This is a genomic window from Aurantiacibacter zhengii (genome assembly GCF_003584125.1).
Classification (GTDB): domain Bacteria; phylum Pseudomonadota; class Alphaproteobacteria; order Sphingomonadales; family Sphingomonadaceae; genus Alteraurantiacibacter; species Alteraurantiacibacter zhengii.
In genome coordinates, this window is record NZ_QXFL01000005.1 from 56,832 (window position 1) to 79,413 (window position 22,582).

Annotated in this window: 20 protein-coding genes; 13 read left to right on the forward strand and 7 right to left on the reverse strand. The window is 65.3% G+C overall.

The features are described from left to right. Positions 1 to 68 precede the first annotated feature (68 nt). Positions 69 to 974: an acyl-CoA thioesterase gene (locus tag D2V07_RS12020; RefSeq protein WP_233548381.1), complete on the forward strand. Its 906-nt coding sequence runs from the start codon at positions 69 to 71 to the stop codon at positions 972 to 974. A gap of 2 nt (positions 975 to 976) precedes the next feature. Here D2V07_RS12020 and D2V07_RS12025 read toward each other — a convergent pair whose 3' ends face one another. After that, on the reverse strand, positions 977 to 2,251 hold the full coding sequence (locus D2V07_RS12025) for a sulfotransferase family protein (RefSeq protein WP_233548382.1): 1,275 nt from the start codon (positions 2,249 to 2,251) through the stop codon (positions 977 to 979). Between the two features lie 142 nt (positions 2,252 to 2,393). Between D2V07_RS12025 and serS the strand changes: the two genes are divergently transcribed. From serS to D2V07_RS12040, 3 genes are read left to right on the forward strand one after another with little or no spacing between them, the layout of a single operon-like run. Continuing rightward, entirely contained in the window at positions 2,394 to 3,674 is a 1,281-nt protein-coding gene (gene serS / locus D2V07_RS12030) for a serine--tRNA ligase (RefSeq protein WP_119587250.1), read from the forward strand. 3 nt (positions 3,675 to 3,677) lie between these two features. Further along, a complete protein-coding gene (gene surE, locus D2V07_RS12035) occupies positions 3,678 to 4,430 on the forward strand; it encodes a 5'/3'-nucleotidase SurE (protein ID WP_119587251.1) in 753 nt (250 codons plus the stop codon). Between the two features lie 3 nt (positions 4,431 to 4,433). Further along, positions 4,434 to 5,519 (forward strand): potassium channel family protein, encoded by a 1,086-nt coding sequence (locus D2V07_RS12040; protein ID WP_119587252.1) that lies wholly within the window; start codon positions 4,434 to 4,436, stop codon positions 5,517 to 5,519. A gap of 9 nt (positions 5,520 to 5,528) precedes the next feature. Here D2V07_RS12040 and D2V07_RS12045 read toward each other — a convergent pair whose 3' ends face one another. After that, positions 5,529 to 5,960 carry a DUF1761 domain-containing protein gene (locus D2V07_RS12045; RefSeq protein WP_233548383.1) on the reverse strand — a complete coding sequence of 144 codons (432 nt, stop codon included), beginning with the start codon at positions 5,958 to 5,960 and terminating at the stop codon, positions 5,529 to 5,531. 59 nt (positions 5,961 to 6,019) lie between these two features. On the opposite strand from D2V07_RS12045, the gene rimO reads away from it, so the two are divergent. Beyond that, a complete protein-coding gene (rimO, locus tag D2V07_RS12050; protein WP_119587253.1) occupies positions 6,020 to 7,384 on the forward strand; it encodes a 30S ribosomal protein S12 methylthiotransferase RimO in 1,365 nt (454 codons plus the stop codon). A gap of 54 nt (positions 7,385 to 7,438) precedes the next feature. On the opposite strand, the gene D2V07_RS12055 is transcribed toward rimO, so the two are convergent. The 3 genes from D2V07_RS12055 to D2V07_RS12065 all read right to left on the reverse strand — a co-directional run bounded on the left by D2V07_RS12055 (position 7,439) and on the right by D2V07_RS12065 (position 10,645). Then, the gene (locus tag D2V07_RS12055) at positions 7,439 to 8,677 is read right to left on the reverse strand and encodes an amidohydrolase family protein (protein ID WP_119587254.1); all 1,239 of its coding nucleotides are present in this window, start codon (positions 8,675 to 8,677) and stop codon (positions 7,439 to 7,441) included. Then, entirely contained in the window at positions 8,674 to 9,990 is a 1,317-nt protein-coding gene (locus D2V07_RS12060; protein ID WP_119587255.1) for an amidohydrolase family protein, read from the reverse strand. Before D2V07_RS12060 ends, D2V07_RS12055 begins: the two co-directional genes overlap by 4 nt. A 61-nt stretch (positions 9,991 to 10,051) precedes the next feature. Further along, on the reverse strand, positions 10,052 to 10,645 hold the full coding sequence (locus D2V07_RS12065; protein ID WP_119587256.1) for an alpha-ketoglutarate-dependent dioxygenase AlkB: 594 nt from the start codon (positions 10,643 to 10,645) through the stop codon (positions 10,052 to 10,054). A gap of 20 nt (positions 10,646 to 10,665) precedes the next feature. Here D2V07_RS12065 and D2V07_RS12070 point away from each other — a divergent pair, with 20 nt between their 5' ends. The 8 genes from D2V07_RS12070 (at position 10,666) to D2V07_RS12105 (ending at position 20,506) form a co-directional block, all read left to right on the forward strand. Further along, complete coding sequence (locus D2V07_RS12070; RefSeq protein WP_119587257.1) at positions 10,666 to 11,082, forward strand: secondary thiamine-phosphate synthase enzyme YjbQ; 417 nt, start codon at positions 10,666 to 10,668, stop codon at positions 11,080 to 11,082. Between the two features lie 36 nt (positions 11,083 to 11,118). Further along, positions 11,119 to 11,922 (forward strand): transglutaminase-like domain-containing protein, encoded by an 804-nt coding sequence (locus tag D2V07_RS12075; RefSeq protein ID WP_119587258.1) that lies wholly within the window; start codon positions 11,119 to 11,121, stop codon positions 11,920 to 11,922. Between the two features lie 160 nt (positions 11,923 to 12,082). Then, on the forward strand, positions 12,083 to 13,528 hold the full coding sequence (zwf, locus tag D2V07_RS12080; protein ID WP_119587259.1) for a glucose-6-phosphate dehydrogenase: 1,446 nt from the start codon (positions 12,083 to 12,085) through the stop codon (positions 13,526 to 13,528). Next, a complete protein-coding gene (edd, locus tag D2V07_RS12085) occupies positions 13,521 to 15,335 on the forward strand; it encodes a phosphogluconate dehydratase (protein ID WP_119587260.1) in 1,815 nt (604 codons plus the stop codon). Before zwf ends, edd begins: the two co-directional genes overlap by 8 nt. Before the next feature lie 36 nt (positions 15,336 to 15,371). Then, on the forward strand, positions 15,372 to 16,346 hold the full coding sequence (glk, locus tag D2V07_RS12090) for a glucokinase (RefSeq protein WP_119587261.1): 975 nt from the start codon (positions 15,372 to 15,374) through the stop codon (positions 16,344 to 16,346). A gap of 6 nt (positions 16,347 to 16,352) precedes the next feature. Next, the gene (gene eda / locus D2V07_RS12095) at positions 16,353 to 16,973 is read left to right on the forward strand and encodes a bifunctional 4-hydroxy-2-oxoglutarate aldolase/2-dehydro-3-deoxy-phosphogluconate aldolase (RefSeq protein ID WP_119587262.1); all 621 of its coding nucleotides are present in this window, start codon (positions 16,353 to 16,355) and stop codon (positions 16,971 to 16,973) included. Next, positions 16,970 to 19,744 (forward strand): phosphoenolpyruvate carboxylase, encoded by a 2,775-nt coding sequence (locus tag D2V07_RS12100; RefSeq protein WP_119587263.1) that lies wholly within the window; start codon positions 16,970 to 16,972, stop codon positions 19,742 to 19,744. Before eda ends, D2V07_RS12100 begins: the two co-directional genes overlap by 4 nt. A gap of 93 nt (positions 19,745 to 19,837) precedes the next feature. Beyond that, on the forward strand, positions 19,838 to 20,506 hold the full coding sequence (locus D2V07_RS12105) for a L,D-transpeptidase family protein (protein WP_119587264.1): 669 nt from the start codon (positions 19,838 to 19,840) through the stop codon (positions 20,504 to 20,506). A gap of 129 nt (positions 20,507 to 20,635) precedes the next feature. Here the strand turns inward: D2V07_RS12105 and tilS are convergent, their stop codons facing one another. Both tilS and D2V07_RS12115 read right to left on the reverse strand, forming a co-directional pair. Then, positions 20,636 to 21,616, reverse strand: coding sequence for a tRNA lysidine(34) synthetase TilS (gene tilS, locus D2V07_RS12110; RefSeq protein ID WP_158586826.1), 981 nt, complete (start codon positions 21,614 to 21,616; stop codon positions 20,636 to 20,638). Next, positions 21,594 to 22,544 (reverse strand): tetratricopeptide repeat protein, encoded by a 951-nt coding sequence (locus D2V07_RS12115; protein WP_119587266.1) that lies wholly within the window; start codon positions 22,542 to 22,544, stop codon positions 21,594 to 21,596. Before D2V07_RS12115 ends, tilS begins: the two co-directional genes overlap by 23 nt. Positions 22,545 to 22,582 lie beyond the last annotated feature (38 nt).

Sequence of the window (22,582 nt, forward strand, 5' to 3'; positions counted from 1 at the left end):
TGCTAAACAGGGGCCGGGGCGATTCCCCGGCCCTTGCATTTTGTAAGACCCTGCCGGAGGCCCTTATCGTGACGACCAACTTTGCCGATATCCTGGAGCTTGAAGCACAGGGAGAGCAAAGCTGGATCGGGCCCCCGGGAGCCGGCGTGGGAACGCGCCTGTTCGGCGGCCACGCGCTTGCACAGGCCCTGATGGCGGCGTGCCAAGAAGAGACCGGGGAGCGCTTAGCCCATTCGCTCCATGTCGTTTTCCTGCGGCCCGGCGATGCCGACGTGCCGGTCACCTACAAGGTTACCTCCCTTGGTGAAGGCCGCAGCTTCGCACGGCGGCGCGTCGACGCCTTCCAGCATGACGATCACGTGCTGACCATGACCGTGTCCCTGCAACTGGAGGAGGATGGTTTCCGCCATTCTGCCTCGCCGCCCGACTACGGCGACAGGCACAGTGCAGAGCGGGCGCTGGAAGAATGGCGCAAGCGCAACGACATGGACAGCATGCCGATCATCGGCAAGCTGGGCCTGCGTCCCGTCGAGGTCATTCCCCTCGCGGCGGATTCGCTGTTCGGCAACACCTCGCGCGCACCGCACTCTGCGGTCTGGATGCGTTCGCGCGACCCGCAGCCCGCCGATGCCGCGACCAGCCGCGCGCAGCTGACATACGCATCCGACATGCTTTTCCTGCGCAACGCGCTGCTGCCCCACGGCGTGCGACCGGGAGACAGCGGCATGCAGCTTGCCAGCCTGGACCACGCGATGTGGTTTCACCAGACCCCCGATTTCCGGCAGTGGCACCTCTTCGCCACGGACAGCCCATGGGCCGGCAAGGCGCGCGGGCTCAGCCGCGGGCACTTTTTCGCCGAAGACGGGACGCTGGTCGCCACGGTCGTTCAGGAGAACCTGATGCGTGTGATAGGTGGCGAGGCCAAACAGCGGCTCGACGCGCAGAACAGCGAGAGCCCCTCGTCAGCCGGATAGGCTCAGCGCGATGCCACACGCGGTTCCCGCGTAACGCCGAAGGCGCGCATATAGCCGCCCAACTGTTCCATCACCTGCCCCTCTGACAGGCCGAACTCGGCCAGGCTGTAGCGGTGGGGCTGGCGCTTCATCGCGTCGACGCTGTCCCGGTAAGCTTCCATCGCCGGCCAGGCGCGTTCTATGTCGAGGCCGAGGAAAGCGTAGATGCGCTTCATTGCCGCCCGCCAGTCGGCATCCACCGATTCGTAATGTACGTCGATCATGCGATCGGGCGCGATGCCCTTGCGGCCTTCCTGCATCCGTTCCACCTGCAGGCGCGTCTTGCGCAGCCATTCCCGGCCAACCTCGTGCGGATCGGCATGGTCGGAATAGATGCAGGTCTGGTTCCAGGCCAGCGAGGCAGAACTGGCGACCACCCGCAACGGATCGCGGTGGGTAAAGATGAAGCGGGCATCGGGAAACACGTTCAGCAGCGCATCCAGATCCAGCATGTGCTGCGGCGTCTTGAGCACCCAGGGCTTCAGTGAACTGGCCTGCTGCGACCAGCCGATCAGCCGCAACAGGCGCGCCATCTGTTCGTAGGCAGGCGTGGCATCCTGCGCCTCGCACCAGCGGCCATAGGCGGGCACGTGCCACTGCGCCTCGTGCTTCATGCCCCAGAAGGAATTGACGAACAGGCCCAGCTCCTCCTCCGGCTGCATGGGGCCGGTAGGGTGGATGGCGAGCGTGTGCGGATTGGCGAGATCGGCAACCTTGCGCGCGCGCTTTGCCAGCGTGATGCGGCGATCGTACTCCCCGTGCGTGAAGCCGGGATAGGGCACCGGGGTGATCGTTTCGAAACTGCGCATGTGATCGAACCGCCGGTCTGCCGACAGCAGCCGGTGAAGCCGCGTGGTGCCCGAACGCATCGGGCCGACGATGAAGACCGGGTTGCGCAATGGCCGGGCGAGGATTTCGGGATGCCGGGCAAACCACCGCTGCGCGCGGAGCCGGTCCACCAGCACCTTTTCGCATTGCTTCATCGCCACCCACGCGCCGGATTCGTGCAGCCGGGCCTCTTCCTCCAGCGCCGTGAGGAGAACCGACAGCGGCTTCTCGAACCAGGGATCGCCGAAATCGTCGGATCCGGCGGCCTCAACGGCGCGGTCCATGATGGTCTGCTTGTCGAAGGTCGCGGGCTGCATCAGCCCCGTTTTCATGGCCAGGCGGGTTGCGCCCTGCACCAGATCGACGAAACGGGTGCGCTGCGGGGGCTCTTCGATCGTCTTATCCAGCAAATCAGGCCCTCGTTTTCCGCCGCGCGATGCGACTGTTTCAGCGGTGCAGGCTGGCAAAGGTTCCCTCCCGATACAAACCTGCGCGCGGGCAGGCGTGTCAATGCTGGACAAGCGGCAAGGTGCCGAGGCATAGCCCGCCGCCATGCATGACCTTCGTTCGATCCGAGAGAATCCGGAAGGCTTCGACGCTGCGCTGGCAAGGCGCGGCGTGGAGCCCATGGCCGCCGACCTGCTGAAACTGGACGAGGAACGCCGCGCCCTCACCACCCGCCTGCAGGAGATGCAGAGCCGCCGCAACGAGGCATCGAAGGCGATCGGCCAGGCCATGGGCCAGGGCGACAAGGACAAGGCGGAGGCGCTCAAGGCCGAAGTGGCCGAGATCAAGCAAGCGATGCCCGCGATCGAGGAAGAGGAACGGGCGAAGGGCGAAGCGCTGAACCACGCGCTGGCGGCCATTCCGAACCTGCCCGCAGACGGCGTTCCCCTTGGCAAGGACGAAAGCGAAAACGTGGAAGTCAGCCGCTGGACTGTGCCGCGCACTTTCCCGTTCAGCCCCCGCGAACATGCCGACATGGGCCCCGCCCTTGGCATGGAATTCGAAACCGCGGTGAAGATGAGCGGCGCACGCTTCACCTTCCTCCGCGCCCAGATGGCCCGCCTGAACCGTGCGCTGGGCCAATTCATGCTGGATCACCAGACCGGCGAGAACGGCTACACCGAATGCGCCCCGCCCCTGCTGGTGCGCGACGAGGCCGTGTTCGGCACCGGGCAGTTGCCCAAATTTGCGGACGATCTGTTCAAGACGACGGACGGGCGCTGGCTCATCCCCACCGCCGAGGTTTCCCTTACCAATTCGGTGCGTGAGGAAATCATCGAGGATCTGACCTCGCCCATTCGCCTTACCGCCCTCACCCCGTGTTTCCGCAGCGAGGCGGGCGCCGCGGGCAAGGATACGCGCGGCTTCATCCGCCAGCACCAGTTCGACAAGGTGGAACTGGTCTCTATCTGCCGCCCGCAGGACGCGCACGCCGAGCACGAGCACATGGTCGAAAGCGCCGAGAGCGTTCTGCGCGCGCTGGACCTGCCGTACCGCAAGGTTCTGCTGTGCACCGGCGACATGGGTTTCGGAGCACGCAAGACCTTCGACCTGGAGGTGTGGCTGCCGGGGCAGGACGCCTACCGCGAGATAAGCTCCATCAGCTGGTGCGGCGATTTCCAGGCGCGCCGCATGAACACGCGTTACCGGCCCGAAGACGGCGCGAAGAAGACCGAGTTCGTGCACACGCTCAACGGCTCTGGCCTGGCCGTAGGCCGCACGCTGGTGGCCGTTCTGGAGAACTATCAGCAGGAAGACGGCTCGATTGCCGTGCCGGAAGTTCTCAAGCCCTATATGGGCGGGCTCGAAAAACTGGTACCCGCCTGATTCATGCGTATCCTGCTTACCAACGATGACGGCATCCACGCCCCCGGCCTTGCCGTGCTGGAAGAAATCGCCCGCGAACTCTCCGACGAGGTGTGGGTCTGTGCCCCTGCAGAGGAGCAGTCGGGCGCGGGTCATTCGCTCACGCTGCACCACCCCGTCAGGCTTCGCGAGCATGGCGAGCGGCGCTTCAGCGTCACCGGCACGCCCACGGATTCGGTGAACCTTGCGCTGCGCAAGCTGTTTGCCGATGGCAAGCCCGACCTCGTCCTTTCCGGCGTGAACGCGGGCGAGAACCTGGGCGACGACATAACCTATTCCGGCACCATTTCCGCCGCGATGGAAGCGGCGCTGGCGGGCATACCAGCCATCGGCCTAAGCCAAGCCTACCGCGAAACCCGCTTCGGCTTCGATGCGGCCCGCAAGTGGGGAGCCAAGGTCCTTGCCCCGCTGATCGATGTGCAGATGGCCAAGCGCACTCTGGTCAACGTCAACTTCCCCGCGCTGCCCGCAGACGAGGTGAAGGGCATCCGCGTGGTGCGACAGGGCTTTCACGATTACGAACGCGGTTCGCTGGCGGAAGGGACCGATCCGCGCGGCCGCAAGTACTACTGGTTCGGCCTGCAGGATGCGGAACACACGCTGGACCACGGGACCGATCTGGAAGCTATCGAAGATGGCTACGTCGCGGTTACGCCGCTCCAGCTCGACCTGACCCACCATTCCGCCATTTCCGATCTTGCGGACAGGTTCGCCTGATAGATGGCGCGCGCGCACAACAGGGAACTGCGCACAGTCGGCAAGCGCCGCTTTGCCCCTATCCGCCGCGCCGTGAACATCCCCGTATGGGGCGACCTGTTCATCCGCCTGGGGCTGGCTATTTTCCTGATCTTCATCGTGGTGATGATCCATTGGTGGGACAGGGAGGGTCTGGTCGACAACCTCGACGGCCACGTCAGTTTCCTCGACGTGATCTACTTCACGATGATCTCGATCACCACCACCGGCTTCGGCGATATTGCGCCCATCAGCGACAAGGCCCGCCTGGTCGAGGCGCTGATCGTGACGCCGGTCCGCTTTGCCGTCCTGTTCATCTTCGTGGGCACCGCCTACAATTTCCTTATCAAGCGCAGCTGGGAGAAATTCCGCATGGCCCGTATCCAGGACCAGCTTTCCGACCATGTCGTAGTCCTCGGGTTCGGTGTCTCCGGCGCTGAAGCCGTGGGCGAACTGATCGAACGCGGCACCGATCCCGCCTGCATCGTCGTGATGGACATGAACGAGGAACGGCTCGAACAGGCAGAATCGCTGGGCTGCAACGTGATCGAGGCCGATGCCTCGCGCGACGAAAACCTGGAGGCCGTGCGTATCAGCAAGGCGCAGACCGTGCTGGTTTCCGCCGGACGCGACGACGCCTCGATCCTGATCGTGCTGACCGTGCGCCATCTCGCGCCCAAGGTTCCCATCAGCGTGGTGGTGCGCGCGGCGGACAACGAACTGCTGGCGCGGCAGGCGGGCGCGGACAACGTGATCAACCCCGTGCGCTTTACCGGCCTGCTGCTGGCGGGCAGTGCGCGCGGCGCGCACATTGCCGACTATCTGGGCGACCTCGCCTCCGTCACCGGACGGGTGCAACTGGTGGAACGCGAAGTGCGGCAGGAAGAAATCGGCAAGTCGCTGAGCGAGGCGTGCTCGGGCGGCAGGGGTCTGCGCATCTACCGCAATGGCAACGCCTGTGGTTTCTGGGAGCAGGAGGCCGAATGCCTGCAGGCCGGCGACATCATCGTCGAAATCCAGCCCGCCGATATCGATGGGCCGGACGGCAACGACGCAAAGCCGAACAACTAGTCCGCAGGGCTATCCCAGCAGGATGAACACTCCGCCTGCCGCAGCCATTCCGACCACGAAATAGCTGGCATCGATCGCGAACAGTTTGCCCGGGCGCATCTGGAACAGGTAATTGATGCCGAGCGCGGGCGTCATGATCATGGCAGCAAAGCCCACGGCCATCATCATCACCACGTGCGGTGCCGGATTGGTGCGGGCGATGTTGTGGCCCAGCATCAGCACCACCACCATCTCGAACAGGAATGCCAGCAGCATGATCAGCCACGTCGGGTTCTGCCCCGCGCGCGGGCCGGCCTGCACCATGTCATCGGTAATACCGTTCATCTCGCGCCACGGCTTGCCGAACAGCGGGCCGTACCACAGCGCCCCGATCAGGAAAAAAGCCAGCGTGCCAAGCAGCACCGCCAGCAGGTTCACATCGCCCATCGTCTTGTCTCCCATACCATGACCCGCGCGCAGACTAGCCCAAAGGCGCAATCGGGTGTAGGGGGCCGCGCATCATGGCAACCCAGATCCCAGATCAGAAACGTGTCGGCATGGTCAGCCTCGGCTGTCCCAAGGCGCTGGTCGATTCCGAACGCATCCTCACCCGCCTGCGCGCCGATGGCTATGCCATGAGCCCTGACTACGAAGGCGCCGACGTGGTGCTGGTGAACACCTGCGGCTTCCTCGACTCCGCCAAGGAGGAAAGCCTCGAAGCCATCGGCGAGGCGATCAGCGAGAATGGCCGCGTCATCGTGACCGGCTGCATGGGCGACGAGGCGGACCTGATCCGCAAGCGTTTTCCGCAGGTTCTCGCCATCACCGGCGCGCACCAGTACGAGGACGTGGTGGAAGCCGTGCACGAGGCGGCTCCGCCCGGCCAAGGACCCTATATCGACCTGGTGCCGCAGCCCGATATCAAGCTGACGCCGCGCCACTACAGCTACCTCAAGATCAGCGAGGGGTGTAACCATTCCTGCGCGTTCTGCATCATCCCCACGCTACGCGGGAAGCTGGCCAGCCGCCGCATCGATGCCGTGCTGCGCGAGGCGGAAAAACTGCTGGCTGCGGGCACCAAGGAACTGCTGGTCATCAGCCAGGATACCAGCGCCTACGGCGTCGACACCCGGCATGAAGAGCGGATGTGGAAGGGCCGCGAGGTCCGCGCCCACATGACCGACCTTGCCCGTGAACTGGGCCAGATGCGCACGCCCGAAGGCGACGTGCCGTGGGTGCGCCTGCACTACGTCTATCCCTACCCGCACGTCGACCAGGTCATCCCGCTGATGGCCGAAGGACTGCTGACGCCCTATCTCGACATTCCCTTCCAGCATGCCAGCCGCAACGTGCTGAAGGCCATGAAGCGCCCGGCGAACGAGGCCAAGGTGCTCGAGCGCCTTAAATCGTGGCGCGAAATCTGTCCCGAGATCGCGGTGCGCAGCAGCTTCGTGGTCGGCTTTCCCGGAGAGACCGAGGAAGACTTCCGCTACCTGCTGGAATGGCTGGAGGAAGCCCAGCTGGACCGCGTGGGCGCGTTCCGGTTCGAGCCGGTGGAAGGCGCGGCGGCCAACGCCCTGCCCGATCCGGTGCCCGAGGCGCTGAAGGAAGAACGCTACGCCCGCGTGATGGAAGTCACCGAGCGCATCAGCGCCGCAAAGCTCGCCGCCAAGGTGGGCAAGACCATCTCCGTCATCATCGACGAGGTGGGCGAGCCCGACGAGGATGGCGACATCGGCGCGACGGGCCGGTCACAGGCCGACGCACCGGAGATCGACGGCGCGGTGTACCTGCGCAACGTGGCCGAGACCCTGAAGGCCGGGGATTTCGTGAACGTGGAAGTCGAGGATGCCGACGCGCACGACCTGTTCGGGGTCATCGCGTAGCCTCGTACCCGCAACGGGTTGCGGGCAGCTTTGCCACGGCTTCTCGTACCGGCCCTACCTGCTAGCCGTCGATACCACCTCGCCCTCGATCACCACGCCGGTGACGTGGGTCACGTATTCGAAGGGGTCGCCGTCGAACATGGCGACGTCGCCGTCCTTGCCGACTTCCAGGCTGCCCACGCGTTCGTCCATGCCGATGATGCGTGCGGCATCGATGGTGATGCTGGCAAGGGCATCTTCGGGCGCCAGGCCGTTGCCCGCGGCGAAGCCTGCTTCCCACAGCACAACGCGGGTCTTGGGCACATAGGCCTCGTACCCCGATTGCAGCGCGAACGGGATCCCTGCCTCTGCCAGCACGGCGGCGGTGGTGAAGGATGCGTTTTCCAGTTCGCCCTCGTTACGCGCCATCGTGGGGTGCAGCATCACGGAGACGCCCGCCTCGCGCAGTTCGTCCAGCAGCAGGTGCGCGTCGGCCGCGCCGTCGATCACCACCTCGATACCGAACTCGTCGGCCAGGCGCAGGGCAGACATGATGTCCTGCGCGCGGTTGGCGGTGACGAGCAGCGGACGCTCTCCCCGCACGACAGAGGCAAAAGCCTCGTTGATCAGGTCGCGGCTGGGATCGAACGCGTTATCGTCTTCGTCGTCCGCGTCGTTCTCATCGCGGTCCGTCCCGGTGCGCGCATCCACCAGCGCCTGGCGCAGCATGGCGATCTGTTTGGCACGGGTGCCGGGCGAGCTTTCGCGGTCCAGCGCCCATGCGCCGAGGTTTGCGACCACCATCGTGCCATCCTCTACCAGGGCGGCATCCACGGTGTTGCCCACGGTCTTCACCACCATGGTCTGCCCGGACACCAGCGCGCCCGGGCCGTGCCCGGTGTGCAGCGTGGTGGTGCCCAGTTCGCGCACCCATTCCACCAGCCGGTCATGCGGGTTGTAGGCGTCGATAGCGCGCAGGTGCGGCTGCACCGGGGCGGTCGTGTCTAGCTGGTCCTGATCGTCGGGCTGGTTGAGATAGCCGGTCAGGCCAACGGTGGAATGGGCATCCACCAGCCCCGGCGTGACGACGGGTGCCTCCAGCACCTGCATCCCTGCGGGAATGGCGGTGCTGGTTGCCGGGCCGACCGCGGTGATCTGGCCATCCTCGATCACGACCACGCCGTTCTCGATCACGCCCTGCGGCCCCATGGTCCACACCTGCCCGCCGCGCACGGCGATATCCTGTGCAAGGGCACTGGTGGAGAGCAGGGCTGCGGTGAAAGCGCCCGCGACGAAAGTGCCAAGGTTTGTCATTGTCCGCCCTCCAGCATGAGCGCCTCTCGTTCGAGGACGTGGGTGTTCAGTTGCGGATTGCCCGCGCCATAGCCGCCGGTCGCCATCAGCAGGTCTTCGGGATCGTCGGCATCGAACAGCAGTTCGCCCATCACCCAGGTCTGGGTGACATCGGTGTAGACCGACAGCGGATCGCCGGTCATCACGATGAAGTCGGCCATCTTGCCCGCTTCCAGGCTGCCCACGTGCTCGTCCAGTCCCAGTTGCACCGCGCCGTTGATGGTGAGCGCGCGCAGCGCCCCCTCGCGGCTCATCCCGCCGCGCACGGCAATGCCGGCCTGGCGGAACATCAGGCGCGAATCGACGATGTTGTCGTCGGAATGCAGCGAGACGAACACGCCCGCATCCTCCAGCCGGCCAACGCTTTCGATATTGGCGTTGGCAGCTTCGAGCTTGCCGCCGGGGCTGTCGACAAGGATGGCGGAGACGGGCACGCCCTCTGCCGCGATCTCGCGCGCCACGCGGTCGCTTTCCATGCCGTGCTGGATCAGCATGTTGAATCCGAACTCGCGGCGCAGGCGCAGCGCGGTCATGATGTCGTCCGCACGGTGGGTGTGGAAGTGGACGAGGCGGCTGCCGTCCAGCACCTCGCACATGGCATCCATGCCGATATCGCGCGGGGAGCGGTCGCCCCCGCAGTATTCCTGCGCGGCGACGAAATGCTGGCGCACCATCGCGGCGCTGCGTGCGCGGGTGGAGGGAAAGGCCGGGTTTTCGCGCAGCGGGTTGGTGCCGTTGGCCATTTTCATGCCGCCCATGATGTCGCCGTCGTCGTCCATCCAGGCATAGTCCTCGATAGTCGTGCCGTCGGTCAGGTGCATGTAGAAGGTCTGCCCGCTCATCAGGAAGCCGCTGCCGGGCATGATGTTGGCGGTGGTGACCCCGCCGGAGCGGGCGCGGGCGATGGAACTGTCACGCACGTTGATCGAATCGAGCGCGCGCACGTCGGGCTGGATCGCGGCGGAACTGTCCGCGCCGGAGACCTGGCCGATATGCGAGTGGGTATCGACGATGCCGGGCATGATCACCATGCCGGTGGCATCGCGTACCTCAGCCCCTGCAGGAATGGCGACATTCGCGCCCACGGCGACGATTTCGCCGTTGTGGATCACCAGCGTGCCATTCTCCACCGTGCCGGTGCCGCTGGGCCCGGTCATCGTGTGAATGGTGGCGCCGGTAAAGGCGACGGGTGTTTCCTGCGCCAGCGCGGCGGGTCCTGCCAGCAGCGCGCTGGCCGAGGCGGCAGCAAGAGCCGCCCGCTTGATCGTTCGCATCGAAAGTCCCTCTCTGTATTCGTTGCGCGTGAGACTAACGCCGATGCGGCAGCGCGCAAGCCTATTCCAAAGGCTCGCGCAGGGTTCGAAAGGTAATCGAGCGGCGGGTGTCGGCAATGGGTGCGATCGAATGCTCCCACGCCTCGCGCACCGCGCCCGACAGCATGTAGGCAGCGCGCGGTTCTAGCGGCACGGCGTGACGGACGAAGCCGCCCCCTGCCTGCCGCTGGCGCAATCGCAGCACGGCGGGCGCACCGAGAGAAAGGCCGATCACCTCGCCGTACTGCGGCCGGTCGCGGTGCCAGCCGATGCCGGCGCCCGGATCGTAACGGATCAGCAGGGCCTGTTGCAGCACAGTGGGCGACAGGCCGAACGCGGGTGCCAGCCTGTCCCGCAACGACACCAGCCAGTCCGGCAGCGGGGGCGCGGGCGTCATCTTTCCCCGTGCGTAGTCGTAGGCAGAGCCGTAATTGGCAGTCAGCCGCTTGCCGGTCCACTGGCCAAACCGGAACGGCTCCAGCGGAGCTGCGTCGATGCGCGCCGCCAGCGCCTGTTCCATTTCCGCATCGATGGCATCGGGCACCACGCGCAGGCCAGCCACCGGCATCGGGGCCGGAGCCGGAGTGTCGGAGAAGAGGTCTATCTGCTGCGCCATCAGCGCCTATATAGGATGTCATGCGACAGGATCAGCACCGCTTCACCATCCACACGCAGGGCAAGGCGCTGCACGAATTCACGCCCGAGGTGGCGCAGTGGCTGGCGGGCACCGGTATCGAGACCGGCCTGCTCACCCTCTTCTGCCGCCACACGTCTGCCAGCCTGCTGATCAACGAAAACGCCGCCAGCGCCGTCCAGCGCGACCTGCTGCGCTGGCTGGAAAGCGCCGCCCCTGAAGACGGCCGCTACGAGCATGACAGCGAGGGGCCGGACGATATGCCCGCGCACATCCGCACGATGCTGACGAGCGCCTCGCTCAGCGTGCCGGTGAGCGGCGGGCAGATGATGCTGGGGACATGGCAGGGCCTTTATCTTGCCGAACACCGCCGCGCCGCCCATGCGCGCGAGATCATTGCTCATATAATCGGAGAATAGCGAAACCGGCGGCAGTCCCGCGCGTTCGCACCTCATATGCCCATCGACATTTCCGCCAAGTTCGCGTTCCACCTGAACCAGCCTACCGACCTGCTGCTGCAGTTCGAGGCTGCTGTCATCCCCGAACAGAAGATCCTGTCTTCCGAAACGAAGCTGTCCCCCGCGATGCACACTGCCCGCGTGCCCGCGCAGGACAGCGTGGGGGAGCGGATCTGGGTCAGGGCAGAAGGCGACTACAACGTCGAATACAATGCCCGGGTCGAGGTGAACCGCCTGGTGCCGGACCTTTCGAAGCTGCACACGATGGACCCGCACGACCTGCCGGGCGAGGCGGTCGAATACGTATTCGATTCGCGCTATTGCCAGGCCGACCGTATGCACAGCTTCGTTATGGACCGGTTCGGCAAACTCGAAGGCGGAGAGAAAATTCTCGCCATGGCAGACTGGATCGGCGACAATTTCACTTACGAGGCAGGCGCATCGAACGCGACGACGACGGCGCTCGACACATTCGTGGAACGGCGCGGTATCTGCCGCGACTATGCCCACGTGATGATCTGCTTCGCCCGCGCCGCCACCATTCCGGCACGCTATGTCAGCTGCTATGCGCCGGGCGTGAATCCGCCCGATTTCCATGCGGTTGCAGAGGTGTTCCTGAAAGACCCGACGACGCCGGGCGGCGGTGCGTGGTATATCGTCGATCCGACCGACATGGCCCGGGCCGACCAGACGGCCAAGATCGGCATCGGGCGAGACGCGGCGGACGTTTCATTCCTGACTACTTTCGGTTTGTCCGACTTCAGGAATTCTGAGGTGACAGTGACCGAGAGCGACGGCTAGGGTATCCTTGTTAACGTTCACAACCCGCGCTATTGCGGCGTTTGAATGCGGATACCGGCCATAACTGCACGAGCAACGTCGGCGCGGGATCGAACAGGGACATTGGTGTTGCGCTGCAACATGGGGAAGGGATAGGAATGCATCACACGAACTCACTGCAATGCGGGGGCCTGAATTGATCCGAAAGGCACAAACGCTGATCCTGTTCGGCGCCACGGGAGACCTGTCGCGTCGGATGTTGCTGCCTTCGCTCTGCGCTCTCGATGCCGATGACCTGCTGCCGCCCGACCTGGAAATCATCGGTACCGCGCGATCCGAACTGAGCGACGGCGAGTTCCGCGATTTCGCGCGCGAGGCGATCGAGCAGTTCCTGCCGGCGGACCGCGTCGGCGGCATGGCCGAGTTCCTGAACCGGCTGCGCTACACTCAGCTGGATGTCACCACCCCCGAAGGCTACGCCGAACTGGCGGAAAAGGTGGGCGACGACCGCGACATCGCGATCTTCCTGTCGACCGCGCCCAGCCTGTTCAAACCCACGATCGAGGGGCTCGCCTCGCACGGACTGGCCGATGCTCATTCACGCATCTGCCTGGAAAAGCCGCTTGGCACAGACCTGGAAAGCAGCTGCGCCATCAACGATGCCGTCGCGGCGGCTTTCTCCGAAGAGCGGATTTTCCGCATCGATCATTACCTTGGCAAGGAGACGGTGCAGAACCTGATCGCGCTGCGCTTTGCCAATATCCTGTTCGAGCCGCTGTGGAACGCCCAGCATATCGACCATGTGCAGATCACCGTGGGGGAGACCGTGGGGCTGGAAAGCCGGGTGGACTTCTACGACGGTGCAGGCGCGCTGCGCGACATGGTGCAGAACCACATGCTGCAACTGCTCGCCCTCGTCGCGATGGAGCCGCCCAGCAGCTTCGATGCAGGGGCGGTGCGCGACGAGAAGGTGAAAGTGCTGCGCGCGCTGCGCAAGCTGAAAAGCGACGAAAGCGTCACCGGCCAGTACCGTGGCGGCGCGTCGAACGGCGAAATCGTGCCTGGCTATGACGAGGAACTCGGCAAGGACAGCGACACCGAGACTTTCGTGGCGCTGAAGGCCCACATCGACAACTGGCGCTGGCAGGGCGTGCCCTTCTACCTGCGCACCGGCAAGCGGCTGCCCGAAAGGGTGACCGAGATCATCGTCAATTTCCGCTGCGTGCCGCACTCGATCTTCCCCGATGCGCGACTGAAGCCGAACAGGCTGGTGATTGGCATCCAGCCGGAGGAAAACATCACCCTGTCGCTGATGGCCAAGGTGCCCGGTATCGAGCACGAGGGCATGACGCTGCGCGAAGTGCCGTTGGACATCCGCATGCCCGACGCCTTTACCGGCAAGCACAAGCGTATCGCCTACGAGCGCCTGCTGCTGGACCTCATCAATGGCGACCAGACGCTGTTCGTGCGCCGCGACGAGGTGGAAGCGCAGTGGAAATGGATCGACGCGATCCGCGCAGGCTGGGAAGCCGAGGGCAAGACGCCCAAGACCTATAACGCCGGAAGCTGGGGCCCCAGCGCTGCCATCGCCCTGGCCGAACGCGACGGAGTAAGCTGGCATGAGTAAGTTGCACCCCACCATCGAACGCGTGACCCAGCGGATTATCGAGAAATCGAAGGATAGCCGCCGCGCCTATCTGGACCTGATCGACCGCGAGGCCGACAACCAGCCGGAGCGCAGCCAGGTCAGCTGTTCGAATCTCGCCCATGCCTATGCCGGGGCGCTGGAGGACCAGGAGGCGCTGAAGACCAATACCGGTCCCAACATCGGTATCGTCTCGGCCTATAATGACATGCTTTCCGCCCACCAGCCCTACGGACGCTATCCCGAGCGGCTGAAGATCTACGCCCGCGAAGTGGGAGCCACAGCGCAGGTTGCCGGCGGCACGCCCGCCATGTGCGACGGGGTGACGCAGGGCGAGACGGGCATGGAACTCAGCCTGTTCAGCCGCGACGTGATCGCGCTTTCCACCGGCGTTGCCCTCTCCCACGCCATGTACGATGGCATGCTGCTGCTGGGTATCTGCGACAAGATCGTGCCCGGCCTGCTGATCGGTGCGCTGCGCTTTGGCCACCTGCCCGCCGTGTTCGTGCCCAGCGGGCCGATGCCTTCGGGCGTTTCCAACAAGGAAAAGCAGCGCGTTCGCCAGCTCTATGCAGAGGACAAGGCAACGCGGGCCGAGCTGCTGGAAAGCGAGCTTGGCTCCTACCACTCGCCCGGCACCTGCACGTTCTTTGGCACCGCCAACTCCAACCAGATGATGATGGAAATGATGGGCCTTCACGTACCCGGCGCGGCCTTTTTCCAGCCCGGCACGAAGATCCGGCAGGCGCTGGACCGCGCCGCCGTGCACCGCGTGGCGGCAATGGGCAAGGACGGCAACGACTTCCGCCCGTTGGGCCATTGCGTAGACGAGAAAGCCATCGTGAACGCCGCGGTCGGCCTGCTGGCAACCGGCGGCTCCACCAACCACGCCATCCATATTCCCGCTTTCGCCCGCGCCGCCGGTGTGCAGATCGACTGGACGGACCTTTCCGAACTGTCGAAATCCGTCCCGCTGCTGGCGCGCGTCTATCCCAACGGGTCCGGCGACACCAACCACTTCCACGAAGCGGGCGGCATGGGCTTCGTCATCAGCGAGCTGCTGGGCGCTGGTCTTGCGCACGCCGACGTGATCGGTGTGGGTGAAGAGCGCGGCATGGGGCAGTACGCACAGGAACCGTGGCTGGATGAGGATACGCTGAAATGGCGCGATACCGGCCCCAGCGGTAACGATGAAATGCTGCGCCCTGCCGCGAACCCGTTCCAGCCCGATGGCGGTATGCGACTGGTCGAAGGCAACCTGGGCCGCGCCTGTTTCAAAAGCTCCGCGGTCGAAAAGGAACGCTGGACTATCGAGGCGCCCTGCCGGGTGTTCTCGACGCAGAAGCAGGTCGCCGATGCCTTCACGGCGGGCGAATTGGACAAGGACGTGGTCGTTGTCGTGCGCTTCCAGGGGCCGCGCGCCAATGGCATGCCCGAACTTCACAAGCTGACGCCCGCGCTGGGCGTGCTGCAGGATCGCGGCTACCGCGTGGCGCTCGTCACCGATGGCCGGATGAGCGGCGCGAGCGGCAAGGTGCCAAGCGCGATCCACTGCTCGCCCGAGGCGCTGGGCGGTGGCCCGCTGTCGCTGCTGGAAGACGGCGACATCGTGAAAGTCTGCGCCGAAACCGGAGAGCTTTCGACCACGGCAGACCTGACCGCCCGCACGCCCGCGCCCGATCCGGTGCCGGACATGGGCACGGGCCGCGAACTGTTCGCCATGATGCGCAGCTCTGCCGACGAGGCAGAGAAAGGCGGCAGCGCAATGCTAGCCGTGGCAGGGCTTTGATAGCGGCCGCATCCGCAAGGTGGAGGGGATAGGACAATGGAACTCGTAACCGTAGACATCGGCGGCACGCACGCGCGCTTCGCCATCGCCACGCGGGCCGCAGACGGCACCCTGACGATGGACGAGCCGATCACGCTGCACACCGAAGACCATGCCAGCTTCCAGACCGCGTGGGAGGATTACCGCGCGCAGAAGGGCGGCACCCTTCCCGATGCTGTGGCCATGGCTATCGCCGGTCCCGTCGGCGGCGAAGTGATCCGTTTCACCAACAACCCGTGGATCATCAGGCCCGCGCTGGTGGAATCGAAACTCGGCGTTTCGCGCCACACGATCGTCAACGATTTCGAGGCGGTCGCCCATGCCGTCGCTCGCGCTGGCGAAGACGAACTGCTCCACCTTACCGGTCCGGAGGGGCCGCTGAAGCCCACCGGTCGATTATCTGTGCTCGGCCCGGGCACCGGGCTTGGCGTCGCGCATCTCTACCGCGAGGCCGATGGCACTTACCGCGTCTCGGCGACCGAGGGCGGCCATATCGATTTCGCTCCGCTCGACCCCATCGAAGACGCGATCCTCGCCCGCCTGCGCAAGCGCCACAATCGTGTGTCGGCAGAGCGCGTGGTATCGGGCCCCGCCATCGTGGACATCTACGCCACCCTCGCCGCGCTGGAAGGCCGCGCGGTGGTGGAGCAGGACGACATCGCGATCTGGAAAGCCGGGATGGACGGTTCGGACAGCCTGGCCGCTGCCGCCATAGACCGGTTCTGCCTCTCGCTGGGCGCGGTGGCTGGCGACATCGCACTGGCGCAAGGCGGCTTTTCCGGCGTGGTGATCGCCGGCGGCCTTGGCTACCGCCTGCGCGACCACTTGCCCAACTCCGGCTTCGCGGAACGCTTCCGCGCCAAGGGCCGTTTCGAAAACCTGATGGCGGGCATCCCCGTCAAGCTTATCACCCATCCCCAGCCCGGCCTCTTCGGCGCGGCTGCCGCATTCCTTCAAAGCCACGGAGACTGACTACCCATGAGCGCACCCGACAATATCGAGGAGATCATGCTCACGGCCCCGGTCATTCCGGTGCTGGTGGTGGACGATCCCGCAGAGGCCCGCCCAATGGCAGAAGCGCTGGTGGCAGGGGGCCTGAGAGTCCTTGAAGTGACCTTGCGCACCGATGCCGCGATCGAGGTGATCAAGCGCATGAACCTTGTGCCCGGTGCCATCGTCGGTGCCGGTACGGTGACGAATCAGAAAGACCTCGACGCGGCCCTTTCCGCCGGGGCGGAATTCATCGTCTCCCCCGGACTGACAGAGCCGCTGGGCCGTGCCGCGATCAAGAGCGGCGTGCCTTTCCTGCCCGGCATCGCCACTGCGGGTGAGCTGATGGCGGGCCTCGACATGGGCCTCAAGCACTTCAAGTTCTTTCCCGCCATGGCCAACGGCGGCATTCCGGCATTGAAAGCGCTGATCGCGCCGTTCGGGCAGTGCAAGTTCTGCCCCACCGGCGGCATCACGCCCGAAACCGCGCCCGACTGGCTGGCCCTGGACAACGTGCTGTGCGTCGGCGGCAGCTGGGTGGCCCCCAAGGGAGCCTCGCGCGAGGAAATCCGCAAGCTTGCAGAAGAGGCCGCGGAGATGGGGCAATGAGCGGCGTCGAAGACCTTACCCGCCGCCTGCAGGACCTGCACCAGCGCACCGTCGAGATGCCGCAGTTCAATCCGGTTTTCCAGCTGGCGCACGAGCTTTCGCGCAAGCTGGAAGCGGGCGAGATGTCGCTCGACGATTTCGAGGCGCTGATTGCCGAACTGGAAGTCGCTTCGCTGGAAGAACGCGCGGACCGGCTGGAATGCATGGTCGCCCCCATCGGTGCCGATGCCAACCGGTCCGAATTGGCAGGGACGCTGGAACGCAGCGATTTCGCCACTTTCCGCGAGCAATGGGAACGCCCCCAGCTGCACGCCGTATTCACGGCCCACCCCACCTTCCTGCTGACGCCGCAGCAGTCCGAGGCGGTCGCCTCCGCCGCCAGCAAGGGCACGGCCATCACCGCCGACTGCGTGGGCGGCGAACGCCCGCAGGTTACCCTGCCTTACGAACACGAACGCGCCATGCGCGCCATCGCCCACGCACAGGATGCGCGCGACGCCATCGTCTCGCAGCTCCTTGCCCATGCGCAGGAGCAATGGCCGGACGAGTGGCACGCGCTTTCCCCGCTGCCCTTCCGCTTCGCCACCTGGGTCGGCTACGACATGGACGGGCGAACCGACATCACCTGGTCGAATTCCATCGGCTTTCGCCTGTCCGAAAAGGCGGAGCGCCTGGCGCGCTATGTCGCCTCGCTCGAAGCCATCGATGCCGATCACGCGCTGCTGTCCGAACTTCGCCCGGCTGCGGACTACGCCGCCGAACGCGCCGAGGATTTCACCGCCGACCTGTCCGATCCCGCAGCGCTCTCCGTCGCGGCCAATCGTCTTACCGCCAGCGATCCGCGCAAGCTGCTGAGCCTGTCGCGCTATATCGATGCGCTGGAGGAAGAGGCAAAGGCTACCGATGATGGCAAGCGTGCCGTTGCGTTGAAGACCCTGGTGGCCGCGATGCGCGCCGACGGGCTGGGCATGGGCTGGATCCACTTCCGCGTGAATGCCAAGCAGTTGCACAACGCCATCCGCCGCCGGATCGACCCCGACGGCAATCTCGACCTCGCCAGCAAGGGGGCAGTGGTCCACCTCAACCGCGCCATCGAAAAGATCCAGCCGCGCCGCAGCAACTTCGGCGCGCTGGCGATAGAGGCGAGCACCGCCATCCGCCAGTTCCTTGCCATGGCGCAAATCCTGGAACACGTCGACGCCGACGCGCCGATCCGCATGCTGATTGCCGAGTGCGAGGAGCCGGCAACGGTCCTTGCCGCGCTCTACTTCGCCAAGCTGTTCGGCATCGAGGACAAGGTCGATGTCTCGCCGCTGTTCGAGACCGAGACTGCGCTGGAACATGGCGGCCGCCTGCTGGACGAGCTGCTGGCAGAACCGATCTACCAGGAATATGCGAAAAAGCGTGGCCGGGTGGCGATCCAGACGGGCTTTTCCGACGCGGGCCGGTTCGTGGGCCAGATCCCTGCCAGCCTCGCGATCGAGCGTTTGCAGGGCCGGCTGGCAGATGCCCTCGATGCGAACGGGCTCAACGACGTCGCGGCGCTGATCTTCAACACCCACGGCGAGAGCATGGGCCGCGGTGCGCACCCCACCAAGATGGCGGACCGGATGGAATGGGCCCTTTCGCCCTGGGCACGGCGCCGCTTTGCCCGCGCCGGGATCCCGCTGGAGCCGGAGGTCAGCTTTCAGGGCGGCGATGGCTACCTGTGGTTTTCCACCCCCGAGCTTGCCCGCGCCATCCTGACGCGCATCGCCGTGCTGCGGCCCGCGCAGACCGACGTCGATGTGCCCAAGGACGTGTTCTATCAGCGCACCGATCTCTCGCTCGACTTCTACCGCGCGGTGAAGGAACACCAGCGCGACCACCTGGAAAGCCGGACCTACAGCCGTGCCATCACCGCCTTCGGGCTGGGGCTGCTCAATTCCACCGGCAGCCGCGTCTCGCGCCGCCAGAGCGACCTTTCGGCAGACCGCGAGATGTCTCTGCGGCAGATCCGCGCCATTCCGCACAATGCTATTCTGCAACAGCTGGGCTATCCGGTGAACGTGATCGCCGGCATTGGCGAGGCGGCGGAAGGCAATTACGAGGAAATCGGCGCGCTGCTGGCGGAAAGCCCGCGCGGGCGCGAACTTGTGCGCCTGGTGCGCGCCGCCAATGCGCTGGCCAGCGTGAAGACCGTTGCCGCGCACGGCGAACTGTTCAATTCGGCCTACTGGGCAAGCCGTCCCTATCGCGGCACGGAGGGGCATCTAACTGCCGCCTGCGAGGCCCTGAGCGAATACCTGGTGAAGGACGACCGCGTCGGCGTGTTCCGCCGCCTCGCCAGCCGCCTGCGGGTGGACGCGATGAAGCTGCACCGCCTGCTCGACCATATTCCGGACGAGGCTCCGACCGAAAACCGCGAGGACAAGCGTCGCATGATCGGCGTGCTCCAGTCGCTGCGCCTGGCACTACTCCAAGCCATGTTCATCCGCGCCATCAGCGTGCCGGTGTTCAGCCGTGCGAACGACGTCTCCCGCGACGACGTGCTGGAAATGGTCTTCACCCTGCGCGTGGACGATGCGCTGGCGCAGTTGCGGCGGGCCTACCCCACGCATTTCCCGCGCATCGACCGCTTCGACCTGACCGAGCCGACCGACTGGCCCGATGGCAGCGACGAGGGTTACGAGGCGATCCACCGCGACTTCATCGATCCGATTGAGCGCGCGCATAACCTCAGCCTCCGCATCACGACGGCTATCGCCAACGTGTTCGGGGCGCATGGTTAAGCGCGGCTAAATCGCCCGCTGGCAGCGTTCCAATCAGGGACGCAGGCTGCGTCCGACTGGATTTTGGGCGCAAACCGGCGCAGGATGCCGCACATGAGCACGAGCTTCAAATGGATCGGCGCGCTGACGCTGGCTATTGCCGCGATGATCGGCGGAGCCATGTTGTTCACCCACGGCAGTGATGCGCAGGAAAGCGATATCGTTGCCGATGGCTCTGCTGCCGTCGATCAGGCGATAGAGTTCGTCGCGAGCGAGGTGGTGCAGGAAACCCCTGCCTACGATCCGGACGATCCCTTCGTCATCAAGCGCGTCCTGCCCATCGAAGGGCCGATCAAGTATGGCGAATGGCACTGGGACGACGAGGGCGTTCCCGACGGTCCTCTGGTCATGACGGTGGACCTGCAGGCGCGTGTGATCAGCGTCTTTCAGGGCGGATACGAAATCGGCGCGGCCGCGGCACTGCTGGGCACGCCGGAGCACCCCACGCCCACCGGCACATTCCCGATCCTGACCAAGGAACGGCACAATGTCTCCGAAAAATACGGCAACGCGCCCATGCCCTGGACCCTGCGCCTGACCTGGGACGGCGTGGCCGTGCACGGCGGCTCCAATGTCGAACTGGGCTATGCCAGCCACGGCTGTATCGGCGTGCCGGACGAATTCGCGTCGCGCCTGTTCGACACTGCGAAGGTGGGTGACGTGGTGATCATCACTGACGGGGTGATGACGGGCGTTGGCGGGAGCTTGTCGACCGAGGGCTGAAGACCAGCAGGGCAGAATTTCCTATTCCCGCTCGTCCTGAGCCTGTCGAAGGACTGCTTTGTTCTTCACGCCCGGATCTTCAAGAAAGGCAACCCTTCGACAAGCTCAGGGTAAGCGGCTTTTCGGGGATCACCCGGTTCTTCGAGGTGGTTCGGGGCGAAAGACCCAGCGCGGCGGTTGCGCTTGGCCCCATTTCCCCTCGACTGTTACCAGCACGCCGCCAACATTTCCGCCTTCGCAACGCTCGAGCTTGTCCAGCAGATCGGCAACCTGTGACCCCCTTGCTGTCCCGCCGAGCCACCCGATGATACGGTCGATAACGCGCAGGGCGATTGCCCGGTTGGGCGGGGACGAGCATTCCACCCTGTCGGAATAGCGTGTTACGTGATCGCGGACCGCAGCATTCGTCTGACTATCCAGAGCCTCGTCCGCTTCGGCCAGATGGCTGGCAGAGCGAGACAGCGCGAGCGGATCCAGCCAGTCTGCTTCGGACAGAGCTTGGCGCATTCTCACCCGGTCGAACCGGTCATCGTGATTACTGGGATCTTGAGCAACCGTGAGCCCTGCAGTCTTTATCACACCGTCCAATTCTGCCCGGCGGAAGCGAAGCAGTGGACGGATCACCGGCAACTCGTGCCCGAGCGGCCAGACGTATTCCCGCACCCCGGCCAGTCCGGAGACGCCGCTGCCACGGTTCAGGCGCATCAGCAGAGTTTCGGCTTGGTCGTCGGCATGATGGGCGGTGGCAACCACAGCAAGACCGCGCCTTTGCGCCCATAGATCAAGAGCGAAATACCGCGCCTCCCGCGCCTTCGCCTGCACGTTACCCTCCGCGATGGTCACGGTCAGCACCTCGCAAGGCACCCCGCGCTCCTCGCAGGCTGCGACCACCAGCGCGCATTCGTCCTTCGCTTCGGGACGCAGGCCGTGGTCGACAGTCCCTACTTCGAAACCGCTCGGAATAGCCTCGTGCGCCAGCAGCAGCATGGCCATGGAGTCCGGCCCGCCGCTTACGGCGAGGCCGATCTTTCCGCCATCGGGGTTCAGCCGGTCGAGCGCACTTTTGAAACGCTCGACCAGTGCGGGATTAATTGCAGTCGACGCGGCCACCGAGGTTATCGTACTGGTTCTGCAACCGCCCCACGGCCAGCGCGGCATAGGTCTCGCCGAATTCGGCGAGCGCGATGCACGCCCGGCGGGTATCGCCCAGGGTGATCATCGATTCCGCCAGGTACAGCAGGCTGTCGGGTGCGCGGGCACCTTCGGCGTCGGTCTGGTAGTTCTCGAAGAAATGCGTGGCAGCCGCGCGCGGTTCGCCTGCATCCAGGAAGGCACGCCCCAGCAGGTTACGCCCGTAGGTCGTGCGCCAGTGGTCGGGATAGCGTTCCACGAACATCGCGAGTTGCTGCTGCGCTTCGGGATAGAAGCCAGCATCCCACAGGCGGAAGCCATAGACGTATTCATCGTCGCCCTGGTCGCCCGTGGCGGGCTTGGCGATGGCCTGCACCGCTGCCACCCGTTCCGGCGTGGGAGCGGTGGCCTGGGCGGCAGTTTCTTCCACGGCGGCCAGTTCGGCAGTGCCTTCGGCCTCGCCGGGCACAGGGACGACGCCGCTGGGCCTTGGTGCCGTAGCAGCGCTGCCCATTCCCGAAGCGCTGGCGGTGCCGCGCGCTTCCATCTCGGCAAGGCGCATCTCCATCGCCGCCAGCGCATTCTCGTTCACCTCGGCTGTCGCGGTAAGCCGCGCCAGCTGACCCTCGATCGCATCAAGCCGCGCCAGCACGTCGGTCAGCGCGGATGTGGTCACCTGCGGAGTGGTATTGGGTGTGGCCGATCGTTCCGGCGTGATCTCTGGTTCGAAAAACCGGTCGTCGCCGCCGGGAAATACGGCGCGCTGCAGCGCGTTGATCTGGCTTTCGATCCGCCGCAGCCGGTCATCGCTCTGGGCCGAGGCGGGCACCGGCATGGCCACGGCCACGATCACCGCGACGATGGCGGCGCGCGTTATCGCGAATGACTGTTTCGACCTAGCAAGCATTACCGGCGATCTCCTCAAATCCATATTCGGCGCGGAAC